Annotated in this window: 15 protein-coding genes and 1 tRNA gene; 5 read left to right on the forward strand and 11 right to left on the reverse strand. The window is 65.5% G+C overall.

The annotated features are described in order from the left end of the window. Nucleotides 1–223: 223 nt before the first annotated feature. The 7 genes from Q8K84_RS01830 to Q8K84_RS01860 all read right to left on the reverse strand — a co-directional run bounded on the left by Q8K84_RS01830 (nucleotide 224) and on the right by Q8K84_RS01860 (nucleotide 8,376). Nucleotides 224–1,396 carry a reverse transcriptase family protein gene (locus Q8K84_RS01830; protein ID WP_305280043.1) on the reverse strand — a complete coding sequence of 391 codons (1,173 nt, stop codon included), beginning with the start codon at nucleotides 1,394–1,396 and terminating at the stop codon, nucleotides 224–226. 188 nt (nucleotides 1,397–1,584) lie between these two features. Further along, nucleotides 1,585–2,820, reverse strand: a complete 1,236-nt coding sequence (locus tag Q8K84_RS01835; RefSeq protein WP_305280046.1) for a hypothetical protein — start codon at nucleotides 2,818–2,820, stop codon at nucleotides 1,585–1,587. Between the two features lie 80 nt (nucleotides 2,821–2,900). Then, on the reverse strand, nucleotides 2,901–4,850 hold the full coding sequence (locus Q8K84_RS01840) for an ATP-binding protein (protein WP_305280440.1): 1,950 nt from the start codon (nucleotides 4,848–4,850) through the stop codon (nucleotides 2,901–2,903). A gap of 5 nt (nucleotides 4,851–4,855) precedes the next feature. After that, on the reverse strand, nucleotides 4,856–5,908 hold the full coding sequence (locus Q8K84_RS01845) for a macro domain-containing protein (RefSeq protein WP_305280049.1): 1,053 nt from the start codon (nucleotides 5,906–5,908) through the stop codon (nucleotides 4,856–4,858). A gap of 12 nt (nucleotides 5,909–5,920) precedes the next feature. After that, a complete protein-coding gene (locus Q8K84_RS01850; protein WP_305280051.1) occupies nucleotides 5,921–6,565 on the reverse strand; it encodes a DUF4433 domain-containing protein in 645 nt (214 codons plus the stop codon). Nucleotides 6,566–6,917: 352 nt separating this feature from the next. Then, nucleotides 6,918–8,174, reverse strand: coding sequence for an integrase arm-type DNA-binding domain-containing protein (locus Q8K84_RS01855; protein ID WP_305280053.1), 1,257 nt, complete (start codon nucleotides 8,172–8,174; stop codon nucleotides 6,918–6,920). A gap of 126 nt (nucleotides 8,175–8,300) precedes the next feature. Further along, nucleotides 8,301–8,376, reverse strand: a tRNA-Ile gene (locus Q8K84_RS01860). A gap of 146 nt (nucleotides 8,377–8,522) precedes the next feature. Here Q8K84_RS01860 and Q8K84_RS01865 point away from each other — a divergent pair. Continuing rightward, nucleotides 8,523–9,278 carry an SIMPL domain-containing protein gene (locus Q8K84_RS01865; protein ID WP_305280055.1) on the forward strand — a complete coding sequence of 252 codons (756 nt, stop codon included), beginning with the start codon at nucleotides 8,523–8,525 and terminating at the stop codon, nucleotides 9,276–9,278. Between the two features lie 35 nt (nucleotides 9,279–9,313). Here the strand turns inward: Q8K84_RS01865 and Q8K84_RS01870 are convergent, their stop codons facing one another. The 3 genes from Q8K84_RS01870 to Q8K84_RS01880 all read right to left on the reverse strand — a co-directional run bounded on the left by Q8K84_RS01870 (nucleotide 9,314) and on the right by Q8K84_RS01880 (nucleotide 11,203). Continuing rightward, on the reverse strand, nucleotides 9,314–9,775 hold the full coding sequence (locus tag Q8K84_RS01870; protein WP_305280057.1) for a hypothetical protein: 462 nt from the start codon (nucleotides 9,773–9,775) through the stop codon (nucleotides 9,314–9,316). Continuing rightward, entirely contained in the window at nucleotides 9,775–10,131 is a 357-nt protein-coding gene (gene panD / locus Q8K84_RS01875) for an aspartate 1-decarboxylase (RefSeq protein WP_305280059.1), read from the reverse strand. The genes Q8K84_RS01870 and panD overlap by 1 nt, the downstream gene beginning before the upstream one ends. Before the next feature lie 145 nt (nucleotides 10,132–10,276). Next, entirely contained in the window at nucleotides 10,277–11,203 is a 927-nt protein-coding gene (locus Q8K84_RS01880; RefSeq protein ID WP_305280062.1) for an alpha/beta hydrolase, read from the reverse strand. Nucleotides 11,204–11,302: 99 nt separating this feature from the next. Between Q8K84_RS01880 and Q8K84_RS01885 the strand changes: the two genes are divergently transcribed. Next, nucleotides 11,303–12,538: a serine hydrolase gene (locus Q8K84_RS01885; protein WP_305280064.1), complete on the forward strand. Its 1,236-nt coding sequence runs from the start codon at nucleotides 11,303–11,305 to the stop codon at nucleotides 12,536–12,538. A gap of 19 nt (nucleotides 12,539–12,557) precedes the next feature. Here Q8K84_RS01885 and Q8K84_RS01890 read toward each other — a convergent pair whose 3' ends face one another. After that, a complete protein-coding gene (locus tag Q8K84_RS01890; RefSeq protein WP_305280066.1) occupies nucleotides 12,558–12,914 on the reverse strand; it encodes a hypothetical protein in 357 nt (118 codons plus the stop codon). A gap of 93 nt (nucleotides 12,915–13,007) precedes the next feature. On the opposite strand from Q8K84_RS01890, the gene Q8K84_RS01895 reads away from it, so the two are divergent. The 3 genes from Q8K84_RS01895 to coaD all read left to right on the forward strand — a co-directional run bounded on the left by Q8K84_RS01895 (nucleotide 13,008) and on the right by coaD (nucleotide 14,577). Then, nucleotides 13,008–13,628 carry a TIGR02466 family protein gene (locus Q8K84_RS01895; RefSeq protein WP_305280442.1) on the forward strand — a complete coding sequence of 207 codons (621 nt, stop codon included), beginning with the start codon at nucleotides 13,008–13,010 and terminating at the stop codon, nucleotides 13,626–13,628. A 77-nt stretch (nucleotides 13,629–13,705) separates the two neighbouring features. Next, nucleotides 13,706–13,933 (forward strand): flagellar basal body rod C-terminal domain-containing protein, encoded by a 228-nt coding sequence (locus Q8K84_RS01900; protein ID WP_304712380.1) that lies wholly within the window; start codon nucleotides 13,706–13,708, stop codon nucleotides 13,931–13,933. A gap of 89 nt (nucleotides 13,934–14,022) precedes the next feature. After that, nucleotides 14,023–14,577: a pantetheine-phosphate adenylyltransferase gene (gene coaD, locus Q8K84_RS01905; RefSeq protein WP_305280070.1), complete on the forward strand. Its 555-nt coding sequence runs from the start codon at nucleotides 14,023–14,025 to the stop codon at nucleotides 14,575–14,577. Nucleotides 14,578–14,614: the final 37 nt, after the last annotated feature.

A 14,614-nucleotide genomic window follows, 5' to 3' on the forward strand; every position in this document is an offset into this window, starting at 1 on the left:
GGAGGCTCGACTACAACCACGTCAGGCCGCACTCGGCGCATGGCGGCCTTACGCCGGAAGCCGTGCGGCTGAACCCCGCGGCCGGCCGGCTGCGCAACTTGATCAGCTCCACCGGCCGGCCGCTACCGCCGACGCTGGAGATCAACTATCAACCCCCTGGGCTCTCACAATGATCGAGGGAGCGGCGGGGGGCAGGTCAGTACCACTCATCTGACACTCCTCTCTAGCTCCGAAAAGCTAGCATGGGTGTCCACCAAAACGAGGGAGGATCAATCTGCCTCGCGTAGGTCGCAAGGCCTTGAAGGTGGTTTCTAAAACCCGCCACCGAGACGAAGCCGCGCACCCTGGCGTGGGCGGCAGGACCGACCTCCTTCTTTTGCAGATAGTGCAGATGAAGCCGCATCAACGCGCGGAACTCGCGGCTGAGACGGGGCGCGGGCCCGTCAACCAACAGGCCCAGGACGATCTTTCGCGCGCCTGGTGGCGAAATCCGCGTCTTCGTCACGTTCGGCGAGAGCCCCACGCGACCCATCAGCCTGTAGATTTTGCTTACAAGACGGCTGCACTCGGCTTTGGAGAAGGCACCCCTGGTGGAAAACGAAAGGTCGTCGGCGTACCGAGTATAGGTCATTCCATAGCTGCGGGCGATCTCCGTCGCCTTCGCGTCGAAGTCCCGCATTACGAGATTTGCGAGCATCGGGCTCGTGGGCGCGCCCTGCGGAAGATGTCCGAGCTTGGGCTCCCACGCGGCGCGATAGACTTGGTAGGCCTCGATTTCCGACCAACGCCAGCCCCTGCCCCGCCAGAACTTCACACGCCAGCGGTCCGTTGATCGGCGTACGCTGAAGCCCGCGAGCCGAGTGCAAATGCGCGCCATTTCAAGCGAGATGAGCGGCTGGTAGCCCAGAGAGCGGAACACCCGATAGGCGGCGATTTCGTTGATGGACTCGAAGAAGTTGCGGACGTCCATCTTGATCAGCCACTTTGCGCCGCAATGGGGAGCGGCGGCGGCCACAAGGGTGTCGCCCTTTGAAAAGGCCACGCTCGCCGAATGCGCTGCGGCTTTGCTGAGGATGGCCTGGGTGATCCAGCGCTGCACCTTCATCAGGTTCGCCGACGGCACAGCGATATGGCGGTATCGCCGCTCGCCATCATGCGCCGGCCGCTTGCGGATCCTGAAAACTCGATAGCCCTCGTTGGGGGAACGCCCGGCCACTTTCCGCAGCGCGCCATAGTCGACGCCCGCCTGCTGGGCGAGATGGGCCAGGGTGAACACCGGGGGCAACGCCGGCGTCGTCAGCAGGTCCGCCGTCGCGATCGCGTTTGTGAGGACGACCGGGTCAACACCCGCGGCGTTCCCCTGCCGCTCGTAGAGTTGAGGACGCCACGCGGCCATCTACTTTGACACCCAGGGGGTGAGACAGATCACGGAGTGAAGCAAGACATCGCCGCGAACCGCCGCAGGCGGCACTCCGTGATCTGCCTTAGCTTCTAGCGCTCGCTTTTCCTGAGACACGCAGATTCTGCGGCCCACAGACGAACGGCACGGTGGCCGCCCGGCTGGCACCGACCTCTCGGCCGGCATCAACTAGACACTCCGCGCGGCACCCTCAACGAGGAGGGATAGTAGAACGGCGGCGCTTCAGGTGGAAGCGGCGCCGCATCTGGGCACTTGCGCGCCTGGTTCAGCTCCGCATGGCCGAGATCCGTCAGGCGATTTTCGCCGTCGACCCATTCGTTCTTAAGCGCCTTCTTCAGCGCTGCCTCGACCTCCAGGACCGTCAAGCCGGTCTTGCGGGAGATCGTCTCGGCTTCGCGCGGAGGCCGGCTCAACGCCGCCAGAACGAGGAGCATCGTCTGCGCATGGGGCTTGGCGCCGGCGACGGTGCCCGCCGTGGCGAGCCGCGTCTGTCGCATGTCGAGCAGATGGGCCCGGACAGTGTCGGCATCTGAGGCGTCGCTGAATTGGGCGCGCGTCGCCGATGTCACGCGCGCTGGGAAGAGCGGCGCCCAACCTGGTCCCCGCTTATGCAGGATCAGAGGGGCGTTGTTGGGAACGCCATGAGCGAAGGCAATCAGGGCTCCGCCCCCGCAGTAACCCATCGGGGGCATCACGCTTGGCGGTACGGGCGAGTATTTGAAGCACAGCTTCCTTGCATCCGCCGTCGAGAATGCGGAGTCCAGCGTTGGGCAGCCGACCACCACGTGGACGGACGGGCGAGACGGATGTCGCTCGACAACAGAGCGTCCCCGTCTGGTCGCCGCGTACGCGACCACCTCGAATGCGAGTCCCTTGGTGGCTCGGCCTGACCACCAGCTTCTGACGGACCGAACCCGCCAAGCCGATTGCAGATAGGTTTGCGCGCGCCGGCCCGAGCCGATGAAGTCGGAGACCAACACGAAGCGCCGGATCCTGTGTTTGCGGATCGCGTCCGGCCCGGGGTGATTGAACACCTTCTTCGGGTCTGCCCGGCAAATTTCCGAGACAAGCTGCGCCACCAACCCTTCGCTGCCCACATCGGCGTCATAGGATTGCGTCGGCTCCACCGGCCGTGGCCCGACGCCATACGCGCGGCGCACCTTGGTCGTGGTCTCCTTGAATAAGCGGAACGGAACGCCGTGGCGGTGTCGCAGCTCACGTTCGACGTAGAGGCCGATCGGCTCGCCTCCCTTAGCCAAGCGTTCGAGCAAAAGCTTCCGGAGGCCCTCAGCGAACGCGTCGCGCGAGACCAGCATCATGGCGCGCAGTATCGCCACCGCCACCGGCTGGTCCTCCGGCTCGAACTGCCCGAGCCATGCCAGGGTCGGTTCCGCCTTCAAGAATGCCGAATTGCCGGCCAGATTCCCCTCCCCGTCGGCGCTGGGGCTGGCGCCGGTCTTCGCCGTGATGCCGGCCCCCGTCAGTCCGAGTCTGTGACAGACCGACCGAAGCTTGATTGCAGCTGCCGCAGCCGTGTGTTGATCTCCTCGTCCGACACCTGCACCTTCAACCGATCTTGGATGTACTGAAGGCAAGCGTTGCAGTCGCGGATGATCTCGCTCCAGCACTTGACCCACACGGTGTAATTCGGCTGCTTGACAGCAATACCCACTTCTCGGCCGTCTTGCGTGATGCTCTGTTTGACCGTGTCATCGTATTCCCCGACGACCAGGAAGAAGGTCCATCGGGTGTCCGTGTGCGCGAAGGCCGGCTGCGACGACAGGGCGAGGGCATAGTCGGTGATTTGATTCAGCACCTTGCGATCGGCCCGCACCGACGGCCGCTTCAATTCGACGACCAGGTACTCGTGCCGGTCCGCGTGCGGTCCAGGAATGCTTCGGCCGAGAAATTCGTCAAGCCGAGCCGCACGACCGTCTGACTTGGTGACCTTGCCAGGTGCCTTGACGCCTTGCTCCGTCGCCACCCGCTCCATCACGCGGGTCAGCCCGACCTCGTGTAGGGCGATGTGGAATTCTTCGCCGAAGATCCAGGTGTTGTCGCGGACCAAGGCGTCTAGCCCGCCCCGTTCCTTGAGCACCTTCCGCCAAGCCGGATCGAACACCGCCTGTTCAAGGGTTTGCAGGAACGCCACGCGGTCGGCGATCAGGCTCGACGCGGAGATAATGTTGGAAAGTTCCGTTCGCTCTAAGAGCGATGAGAACTGATTTTGCTTGTCCTTCGGCAGGTCCACAACGGCGCGGAGGATCTGGGTCAGGGAGTCCGGGTTGTGTCGCAGCGCTTCACGCAACAGCGCCAGCGTCATCCGCTTCAGCGAATTATCCGCCTTGCGGAACTCCCTCGAGTAGTTGGAGACCGCGTAGGTCGCCATGTCGAAGACGTCCCGTTCGCGCCGCTGGATGTCGTCTGTGGGATCGCCGTCGTACGGATAGGCCCCCGCGTCCTTTAGGTCCTGGATCAGCCCCTGCGCCCGCTCGTGGGTGCGCTGCCGGAAGTGCTCTTGGACGGGATCGCGGATCGCCTCGAGGACACGCGCGAAATTTTTGTCCGTTAGGTCATCGAGCTCAAGCACGTTGTCGGCCGCGAGCGCGACGAAGAAGTCCGACGTGGCGTAGACCGAAAATGAGAAGTCGGGCGCCTGTACCCGCGCCGGCTGCGAGCCCAGCACCACGCCATTTTCTCCGCAAAAGTGAATTTTGCGGCTTTCCATGGTTGTCGACCATTCGACGATATCGACCTTCAACCCGCGGATCGTCTGGGTCGGACCGATGATCGCGGGAAGCTCGAACGAGTTGGTCGATGCGATGGCGGCGGCAGGATCAACCCGCTCTCCGTCATACCAAAGTTCAAGGTCAGGGTAGAGCCGCAGGAACTGCGCGAACACCGTGACGAACTGCTGGCGGGCGTCGAGGGTGCCCAGCCAGTCCTGAGAGCCCTTCAGGGGATGAAGCGAGACCGTCGTACCGGTGTGTCCGGTCGCGGCTTCGGGCTCGCTGATCGCCGACCGCTCAAGGGCCTCCGCGCGAATTTCTATAGTGAGGCCCTGGAGCCCCTCACCGACGTCATAACGGGTGCTCCACCGGCAGCGATCGGCGATCGAGAAGAAGCGCAGGCGCCCCCGCCCTTCCTTGCCGTGCAGCGACCGACCGCTCGACCGGGCGTGCCGCTTCCAGGATTCCCCCAACTGTCCGAAATCGCAGTCGGCGCGCTCAGCGGTGATCCCCGATCCGTTGTCGGTCACGATGATTTCGTCGATGGAGCCCAGCGCGTTGCGACGTAAATCCACATCGACCCGTGTCGCCTGGGCGTCGAACCCGTTCCAGACCAGCTCCGAGATTCCGCGCAGCGGATCTGAGGTTCGGACCACCTTTTCGATGTGATCCTGCTTGGCCTTGAGCGTGAGCTCGTGCACCGCGGTCAAGCCGCGCTAGCGCGATCGAGCCACCCCTGCCGCTGCAGGACTTCATAGGCGAGGCCAATCTGCTCCGGGGTGAAGCGGTGCTTTCGTTCGCCCCAGGCATAGGTCTGGGCTACGGCCTCCTCCGGCGTCGTCGCACCACCGCGCGACGCCACCCAATGGACCGTGGCGAGCAACTCTAGTCCGAATGGGGACTCGAAACCCGAGACCAACTTCCCGACGCGATCGAAGCGTTCGCGGGTCGCGGCGCGCTGGTCGAGAAGGTCTTCGGCGTCGCGCACCGCACCTGGCACCAACTCCAGTTGCTTGTCCGGAGCGTCGCCGCCATCGGCGTAGCCCGAGATCAGGTGACCTTCGACCGCGCGTAGGACATGCCGCAGGTTCTGGGCGTAGGGTCCGTAGGGCGCCTTCGCGTAGTCCAGCCGGAGCCCCTCACCCGCCTCCTGCATGAAGTACATCAGCTTGTGGAGTTCAAGCAGGGTCACGAAGGGATCGAGCAAGCCGCTCAGATACCGGTTGATCAGCACGACGAGGGCCGCGCGCCCTGGCGTCATCTTCGGAACCACGCTCGAAGAGACCATCTCTTGCGCTGTCGGCGCGCCGCCAGGCTCGAAGATGATGACATCGACGTCAGGAAGCGCGGCCATCGCTGCTTCGATCCTTGGCCGGACGTCCTTCCAATTGAGCCCGCCGAGGCCGCTCCCTAAAGGCGGGATGGCGATCGAGCGGATGTTGCGCGCCTTGATCACCCGCACCAGGTCGATCAGGCCCGCATCAATATCCTGGATGCGGCTTTTGCCGCGCCAATGGCGCTTGGTCGGGAAATTGATGATGAACCTCGGGTTGTCCAGCCGATGGCGTTCGAACACGAACATACGGCCAGGCTGGACTTCGTCACCCTCGCAGCCCCGTGCATAGGCCTCGAAATTATCGGCGAACGCGTTCTTGAACTGGAGCGCGATCCCGCGCCCCATGATGCCGACACAGTTGACGGTGTTCACTAGCGCTTCGGCATTGGACTTGAGGATGTCGCCTGTCGTGAAAGTAATCATGGCACCCTCCTCCTAGTAGTACCAGCCGGGGACAAGATCGACCTTCGGCTTGTGCGCCGCATTGGCCAGGATCGCGTCCACCTGCAACTTCATCGGCATCGTCTGCACGCCGACACGTGAAAATAGCTCCCACGGAAAATCGTCGCGCATCAGAAATTCAGCCTGCTTTCCTTCTCGAACGTCCGGCGCCGACCACTGGGTCGATGCCACCGCCTCCCAACGAACCTCCCCTAGCGCCGCAAGGTCGTCGCGGAACTCGGCGTAATACGCGCCGGCGTTGGACAGGGTGAAGGCCCAGCGGCGACCGTTCGCCTGCGCCCACGCAACGGCTTCGCCCAGGTCGGCTTCCAAGTGGACGATTGGCGTCTGGCCGCCCTTGTAGTCGACCTCAGGGTGGTTGCCCTTGTGTAGCAGATATAGCATGACGGATCGAGAACAAAAATAGAACGGGACGTATTGACCGACCGTATCGCCCTGATGACAGCGCACCGGCAGCGACAGTCTGCGGCTTTTAATCGACGACATGCCGATTGTTTGCGTGGGACCGCCCGCCGCGACCATCAGCGCGTCGCTGCGCAATCCGCCGTTGGCAATGATGCCCGCCAGATTAGTCACATGCGTGATGTGATAGATCTTGGGGTGGGCCGGCGTGGCCATCGATGGCGAGCTCCCAGCACACTGGGGTCAGCTGCGTTTGACCTCCCCCGAGCATCCGATTCGACCCCGATTGTTCAGCTGATCGTAGCCGAGAGCAAGGTGGCGCTAGTCGGCGGCGCGCTTGGCTGGTGGGACCACGACCGTGATCTCCGCGCTGCGCCACGCCACCGACCGTCGCAGCCCCAACTGTCCGGCCCGGCCTCCGGGAATGGCCCTGCACAATCTCGATGCCCTCGGCACCGCACTGGTCGGCGTCTTCCAGGTTGTCGGGCTCTCCGGAGCGGACGTTGCGAACGTCAGCGACGAGCCCTCTGCGACCTCGGCACAATGGGACTGCTCAAGCCCGCCGCGCCTACTCCGATGCAGCCTCCGGCTTCACCTTCGTCACCTCATCCAGGTGATCTGACCACCAGCGCATCATGGTGCGGCGCCCGCTAAGCCATTCGGCGGCATTGTAGACGGAGCGGATGTCGCCCTCGGCGTGGGCGAGTTGGAGCTCGATCCAGTCGCGATTGAACTCCTGTTCATTGAGCACGGTGGAAGCCGTAGAGCGGAAACCGTGCACGGTCGCGCGCCCATGGTAGCCCATGCGATAGATCGCATAGATCATCGTGTTCTCGGAGATCACGCCGCTGCGGGTCGGGGCCGGGAACAGTAGTTCGGAACGGCCAGCTGCTTCCTTGATCTCGGCCAGGATTTTGACCACCTGCGGCGTCAGGGGCACCAGGTGGTCACGGCGCATCTTCATGCGCGACGCAGGAATTCGCCAAAGCGCCACCTCTCCTTCCAGGTCTTCGAACTCGGACCAGCGCGCGAAGCGGACCTCGGACGTGCGGACGAAGGTGTGGATCAACAGCTCGAGGGCGAGCTTCGTCTGCGCCGCGCCGTTGTAGACGGCGAGGTCTTGCATGAACTGCGGAAGGTCCTTCGGGAGGATGGCGGAGCGCCGTTTGGCCGGCGGTGCGCTCTTCAAGGCGCCGCGGAGATCGGCGGCGGGATCCCTGGGGCACACCCCCAAGGCGACGCCGTATCGGAAGATCGCGCTGGCCATCTGCAGCACCCTGCGAGCCATTTCTGGCGCACCTCGGCCCTCAATGCTGCGGATCGTCGAGAGCAACTCGACGGGCTCAATCTCAGCGATGGGCCGACGCCCCAGATAGGGGATCAAATCGGCGTCCAGGCGCGCCTTCAGCCGATCTGAATAGCTGGGCACCCATCCATCCTTGCGGGCGTCAAACCACTCATTGGCCACCGCCTCGAAGGTGTTTGCGGCCGCCATCCTCTTCCGGGCTTTTGCGACTTTGCGCTCGTGAGCAGGATCCATGCCCTTGGCGAGCAGCTCACGGGCGTCATCCTTTGCTCTGCGCGCCTCTCGCAGAGACACGGCCGGATAGGCCCCGAGGGCCAGTAGCTTTTGCTTCCCACCGAACCGATAACTGAAGCGCCACAGGCGTGACCCGCTGGGGTTCACCAACAGGAATAAGCCCTCGAAATCACTGAGTTTACGGGGCTTCGATTCGGGCTTGAGGCTGCGTAGCTGGGTGTCTGATAGGGGCATGTTGTTGGTATCGCGCGGCGATCTGTTGGTATCAAGCCCGAGGCGTACCAACAGGTGATCCGCATGCGGGTGAAACCGATTGAGCCAGAGAATGTGCGCAAAATAGTAAAAACGCTTTTTAATCAGCTATTTACCATGTCGCTACGGGCTAGAGGCAAACCCCGCGAAACACTCCGCTGGTGGGCCCGGCAGGACTCGAACCTGCAACCAGACCGTTATGAGCGGCCGGCTCTAACCATTGAGCTACAGGCCCCATCAGCGGAGGGCCTGCGGTTAGCATGGGCTGCACGCCGCTTAAAGCTCCGGTTCAGGTTCAGCTTGTCAGGGTGGAACGTGAAGGCTGTCGCGGCGCTTTCCGCAGTGGCCTAAGGTCAAGTTTCAATCGGACTGGAGATTTACATGAAGACCCTCATGCGCGCTGGCGTGCTCAGCCTGAGCCTCGCGGCCCTGGCGCCGGCCGCCCTGGCCCAGACCCCTTCGGCCCCCGCCCCGGCCGCGCCGGCGGCGGACTCCATGTTCCGCGCCACCACGCTCAACCTGTCGGGCGTCGGCGAGGTCGATGTGGCGCCGGACATGGCGACCATCAATCTCGGCGTCCAGACCGAGGCCCCCACCGCCCAGGCCGCCATGCAGGCCAACGCCCAGCAGATGAGCCAGGTGATGGCCGCCCTGAACCGCGCCGGGATCGAGGGCCGCGACATCCAGACCTCGAACCTCAATCTGAATGCCCAGTACGACTATGTGGAAAATCAGCCGCCCCGTCTTCGTGGCTATCAGGCGAGCAACCAGGTGACGGTGAAGGTCCGTAACCTGGCCCGTCTCGGGGCGGCGGTGGACGCCACGGTCAATGCCGGCGCAAATCAGATCAACAGCATCAGCTTTGGTCTGAACGACCGGAGCCAGGCCGAGAATCAGGCGCGTCAGGCCGCCGTGCGCGACCTTCAGGCCAAGGCCCAGCTCTACGCCCAGGCGACCGGCTACCGGGTTGGACGTCTGGTGACCCTGAGCGAAGGCACGACCTACTCGGCTCCTCAGCCGCCCATGCCCTACATGGCCATGGCCCGCAGTGAGAGCATGAAGGACTCCACCCCGGTGTCCGGCGGCGAGATGACGGTGCGGGTGGATATTTCGGGCCTCTACGAACTGACCCGATAGAGCGACATGGGCCTTCGCTCGTCCTGAGCGGAGGCCTATTCCATGCCCGCAGAGAACGCGCTGGCCAGCCGATCGGTGATGATCATGCCCGGCAGCGCGCGCTGGCCCTCCATCACCGCGGCATAGACCAGATCGCGGCCCGGCACGGGGCCGGCGGCCCAGCCGACGCTTCGGGAGCCGTCAGCGGCGGTGGGACAGCTGGTCGCCACGCCTACAGCCGCCGGATCGAGGCTTTTCAGGAGGTCTTCGACTGTCCGGTTTGGCTGGTCCTGGCAGCCAGGATAGGACCGCGCGCAGACGGTGTTTGACCCGTAGCGGTAGACAATCTTCCCAGAGCTTGGCTCGGCCAGGAGCACGCAGGTGGAGGGATCGCCAATCCGCTGGCCGATCTCCCGGTCCAGGACGGCGGTGTCGATCCCGTCCGGAGCCGTGGGCGCGCAGGCGGCGGCAAGGAGGGCGGTGGCGGCCAGGCTGAGGATGGCGCGCCAGCGGGCCATCAGGCGGCCTGCTTCATCTCGTTGCCATCGCCGAGCAGCACGACCGTGGGGGCATAGTTGCGGGCCTCTTCGGCCGGCAGCATGCCGTAGGTCACCACGATGACCTTGTCGCCCTTCTGAACCAGGCGAGCGGCCGCGCCGTTCACGCCGATCACTCGGGAACCCCGGGGGGCTTCGATAGCGTAGGTGGTGAAGCGGGCGCCGGTCGTGATGTTGAGCACATCGACCTGCTCGTGCGGCAGGATGCCAGAGGCGTCCAGCAGGTCACGGTCGATGGCGATGGAGCCTTCATAGTCCAGGTCAGCCTGAGTCACCGTAGCTCGGTGAAGCTTGGCCTTCATGAGGGTGACCAGCATGGGCGGACCGCGTCCTTGCGTTCACGAAAACTGACAAATCCGCCAACCCGAAGGCTGATGGGGAAGAGGCATATACGCATTCCGGCTCCGCGGTTCAATTGCCGCGTTGCAATAGACTGACCCTAGGGAAGCGCCCGCCAGTCCTTTACTGCGTAAGGGATCGTGTCCCCTGGCGCGGCGCAGCGGCGTCGCGCGTCCCAACCCCGGGCTCGGTATGGCGCCGGAGGAAGGCGCTCAGGTCCTCCAGCACAGGCGCCCGCCCCCGAAGCGGCCTGGAGAGCGCCAGCAGGATGCCGGCGTGGCCGAGATCTGGGTAGACCCTGGTCTCGACGGCGACACCCTCGGCGCGCAGGGCTGCGGCCAGGGCTGCGGCGTTGCGCGGCAGGACGACGCTGTCGTCATCGCCGGTGGCCAGGAAGGCCGGCGGCGCCTGCGCGGTCACCTGATTGATCGGCTGGGTGGCGCCAAGGTCGCCCGCACCGCCGAACACCGCTTGAACCGTCGCACCCTCCAGCGGCAAGAAATCATAGGGTCCGGCCAGACCGGCCACCGCCCGGATGCGGGACGGATCGACGCCGGCCGCCTGCAGATAGCGGCGATCCAGACCCAGCATCACCGCATTATAGGCGCCGGCCGAATGGCCGATCAGCACAATCTGGCTGGGATCGCCCCCATAGCGCGCGGCGTTCTCCACGGCCCAGGCGACGGCTAGGGCGCCGTCCTCCAGAAAGCTCGGATAGGCGACCTCCGGATAGAGCCGGTAGTCCGGCGCGAGCGCCAGGAAGCCCTCGGCCGCCAGGGCCCGGCCGACCCAACCATAGTCCTGCCGCCGGCCGGCCTCCCAGGTCCCGCCATAAAAGAACACCGCCACCGGCGCGCCCTTTGCGCCCTGCGGGGGGGCGTAGAGATCCAGTCGCTGACGGGGCGCCTCGCCATAGGCCAGGCCCTGGCCGGCCTGTTGGGCGCGGTCGGTCGGCGTCAGGTTGGCGAAGGCGGTCAGCGGCGAACAGGCGCTCAGGGCCAGGGCGAGGGCGGCGAACGCCAGAGCCTGACGCAGGGGCGGCAAGGTCATGGTCAGGGGACTCCTTGGTTCGGCTTGACGCGGGCCCGATGGCCCAGCGCTATGGCGGCCAGCGCACCACATGAACCACTGTACGAACGGATGACACCGATGGATGGCGAATTCTCCGCAAGCGGCCTTGAGGCGATCGGTCCGGCCTTGCAGGGCGTGGTCGAGGCCGGCGACCTGTCGGGCTTCGTGACCCTGGTCTGGCGCCGAGGCGAGGTGGTCCAGGTGAATACGGTGGGGCGGCGGGACGTTGCGGGCGACAAGCCCATGACCCGGGACACCATCTTCCGCATCGCTTCAATGACCAAGCCGATCACCTCGGTCGCCGCCCTCATGCTGCTGGAGCAAGGCCGGCTGAAGCTGGACGATCCGATCACCCACTGGGCCCCGGAATTCGCCGACATGCAGGTGCTCAATGCCGCCGACGGCCCCCTGGACCAGACGACGCCGGCGACCCGCGACATCACCATCGAAGACCTGATGACCCACCGGGCGGGTCTGGCCTATGGCTTCACCTCCATGGGGCCCATCGCCCAGGCCCATGAAAAGGCCCTTGGCCCGGCCCTCGGCACCCCATTGACCCCGGACGAGTGGATGAAGCGCTTAGGCGGGCTGCCGCTCAGCTACCAGCCCGGCGCGCGGTTCCACTACAGCCACGCCACCGATGTCCTGGGCTTCATTGTCGCCCGCATCGAGGGCAAGCCCCTGGATCAGGTGCTGCAGGATCGCGTCTTCGGGCCGCTCTCCATGACCGACACCGCCTTCCACGTGCCGCCGGAGAAGCTGGACCGGGCGGCGGGTCTCTACCGGATCAACCCCGAGACCGATGTGATGGAGGAGGTCGCCTTCCCCTACCATCAGGCGCCGCCGGTCTTCGCCGCGGGCGGCGGCGGGCTGGTCTCGACCGCCGACGACTATCTGACGTTCGCCCGCCTGATGCTGGGCCAGGGGGAGGTCGACGGCGTGCGACTGCTGAAGCCCCAGACCCTGGAAATGATGACCGCCGACCGCCTGACCGAGGCGCAGAAGGCGATCCCCTTCATGGGAATTCCCTTCTGGCTGGGCCAGGGTTTCGGTCTGGGCGTCTCAGTGATCACCGATCCGGTGAAGCAGGCCTGGATGGGGGCCGGACACGACGGCGCCTTTGGCTGGCCCGGCGCCTTTGGCACCTGGTGGCAGGCCGATCCCCAGGCCGACATGGTCCTGATCTACCTGATCCAGAACTCCATGCCGCTTGGGCCGGAGGCCGCAGCGCAACTGGCCACGGGCCAGCGCATGGGCGGCCGCGCGGCCCTGCCCGTCTTTCAGAAGATGGTCTACGGCGCCCTGGGCGGCTGAGCCGCCCAGGCGGCGCCCATCAGCCCCGGGGGGCGACGCAGATCGGCTTGCCCTGGAACAGGTCGCCGATCAGGCTGCCATCGCGGGCGGCTTCCCGGCGCGCGGCGTTGAGCGACACGGTCTCCCCTGGCGCGGCCTGACCCGGCGCGCAGACGGCGACCTTGGTCCGCATGCCTTGCGGGCAGCTGCAGATGTCCTCGCGCTTGTCCAGGCGGCTGGCGGGCACCTTGCACACGACGGGCAGGGTCGCGCCGCCGACGTCCAGACAGACCTCTGTGGTCGTCGGCGTGAGATAGTCCCGGCTCCGCTCCTGGGCGTGGGCGGCGCCGGCGAAGCTCAGGGCCGCCAGGGCGGCCAGAATGGTCAGTCGAGTCATGGCGCGTAATCCTCCACCGCCCATAAGCCTTGGAAATGCGGCGTGTTTCAGGCGCGCCTTCCCCTGCTCGTCTGGCTGGGCTATGGGCCCATCATGAGCCTGCGCCCCCTCTTCGTCACCCAGATCTATGAGTCCAGCCTCGCCCAGGAGCCGGGCTTTGACGATTTCAACGCCGAGCTTGAGGAAGCCGTCGAGATGCTGGCCGCCGAGGACGGCGCCGGCCGGGCCTGGTGCAAGGCCAACGCCTATGGGGGCTATACCTCCTACGCGTCCCTGGATGACCTGCCCCAGCGGGCGACAGTGTTCGGCCTGCTCAAGACAAGGCTCGACCGTCACGCCAAGACCTATGCCCAGGCCCTGAACCTCGACCTCGGCGCCCGGCGGCTGAAGCTCGACAGCCTGTGGGTCAATCTGCTGAAGCCCGGCGCCGGCCACAGCGGTCACATCCACCCCCACAGCGTGTTGTCGGGCACGATCTATGTGCGCACACCGCCCGGCGCCAGCGCGCTGAAGCTGGAGGATCCCCGCCTCCCCCTGATGATGGCCGCGCCGCCTCGCCTGGCCGACGCGCCAGAGGCCGAGCGCGCCTTCGTCTATCTGCAGCCGCAACCCGGCACGATCCTGATGTGGGAAAGCTGGTTGCGCCACGAGGTGCCGGCCAACGCCGCCAGGACGCCCCGGATCAGCATCAGCTTCAACTACGGCTGGCGGTGAAAAACCCGCGTTCACCATCCTTGAAAGCGGGACCTTAACCGCAAGGCTGCAGTCTGTGGGCGCAGGAGAACCCGCCCATGGACCCGATCGCCACCGCCAGCTACGGCATGCTCGCCGCCAGCCGCCGCTTCGAAGCCTCCGCCCAGCGCACCGCCACCATGGGCGTCGAAGGCTCGACCACCAGCTATGAACAGGAGGCCGTCGAGCAGATCACGGCCAAGCACCAGTTCAAGGCCAACCTCGCCACCATCGGCGCGGCCCAGGACATGTGGGACGCCCTTCTGCGCCTGCAGGAACGCCGCTGACCCCTAGCCGTAGCCGATGACAGCGCGACGCCCCTTGCGCCTGGCGCGTCGGCGACGGAGGCTGCATCTCAGACCCACAGGTGTTTGAGATGCAGATGCACAAGGCCCACCGGACCAAGGCGCTCTATGCCGGGTCGTTCGATCCCGTGACCCGGGGCCATCTCGACATCATCCGCAAGGCGCTGACCACCTTCGACGCCGTCCATGTCGCCGTGGGCACCAATGTCCGCAAACAGCGGGCCTTCAGCGTCGAACAGAGCACCGAGCTTATCCGCCGTTCAGTGCTCGACCTGTGGCCCGAGGCCGGCGCGATCCTCGACCAGTCCCTGGAGGTCGGCGAATATGCCCGCCAGAGCCTGGTCCGCTACGCCCGGGCCATCGGCGCCACCCACATCGTGCGCGGCCTGCGCGAGGCCACCAACTTCCACGAGGAATTCAACCTGCACGGCCTGGCCGAGCGGCTCGACCCGACCATCCCCATGGTCCACTTCATCTGCGACGCCCAGTTCCTGCACGTCTCCTCCAGCACCGCCAAGGAGCTGGAATCCGTCGGCGAAGACATCAGCTGGCTGGTCATGCCGTCGGTGGAGGAAGCCTTCCGGGCGCGGCGGGCGACGTCGGACGCCCACGCCCTAGGGGGGTAAGACGCCGACCACGAAAAACCCCGCCGTTTCCGGCGGG

It is taken from the genome of Phenylobacterium sp. (genome assembly GCF_030679875.1).
Classification (GTDB): domain Bacteria; phylum Pseudomonadota; class Alphaproteobacteria; order Caulobacterales; family Caulobacteraceae; genus Phenylobacterium.

Coding starts and splice junctions, on each gene's coding strand:
- Q8K84_RS01890 (WP_305280066.1), bottom strand. CDS start 12,914: ATGACTCGACTGACCATTCTGGCCGCCCTGGCGGCCCTGAGCTTCGCC.
- Q8K84_RS01885 (WP_305280064.1), top strand. CDS start 11,303: ATGGATGGCGAATTCTCCGCAAGCGGCCTTGAGGCGATCGGTCCGGCC.
- Q8K84_RS01900 (WP_304712380.1), top strand. CDS start 13,706: ATGGACCCGATCGCCACCGCCAGCTACGGCATGCTCGCCGCCAGCCGC.
- Q8K84_RS01845 (WP_305280049.1), bottom strand. CDS start 5,908: ATGATTACTTTCACGACAGGCGACATCCTCAAGTCCAATGCCGAAGCG.
- Q8K84_RS01880 (WP_305280062.1), bottom strand. CDS start 11,203: ATGACCTTGCCGCCCCTGCGTCAGGCTCTGGCGTTCGCCGCCCTCGCC.
- Q8K84_RS01830 (WP_305280043.1), bottom strand. CDS start 1,396: ATGGCCGCGTGGCGTCCTCAACTCTACGAGCGGCAGGGGAACGCCGCG.
- panD (WP_305280059.1), bottom strand. CDS start 10,131: ATGCTGGTCACCCTCATGAAGGCCAAGCTTCACCGAGCTACGGTGACT.
- coaD (WP_305280070.1), top strand. CDS start 14,023: ATGCAGATGCACAAGGCCCACCGGACCAAGGCGCTCTATGCCGGGTCG.
- Q8K84_RS01895 (WP_305280442.1), top strand. CDS start 13,008: ATGAGCCTGCGCCCCCTCTTCGTCACCCAGATCTATGAGTCCAGCCTC.
- Q8K84_RS01870 (WP_305280057.1), bottom strand. CDS start 9,775: ATGGCCCGCTGGCGCGCCATCCTCAGCCTGGCCGCCACCGCCCTCCTT.
- Q8K84_RS01850 (WP_305280051.1), bottom strand. CDS start 6,565: ATGGCCACGCCGGCCCACCCCAAGATCTATCACATCACGCATGTGACT.
- Q8K84_RS01865 (WP_305280055.1), top strand. CDS start 8,523: ATGAAGACCCTCATGCGCGCTGGCGTGCTCAGCCTGAGCCTCGCGGCC.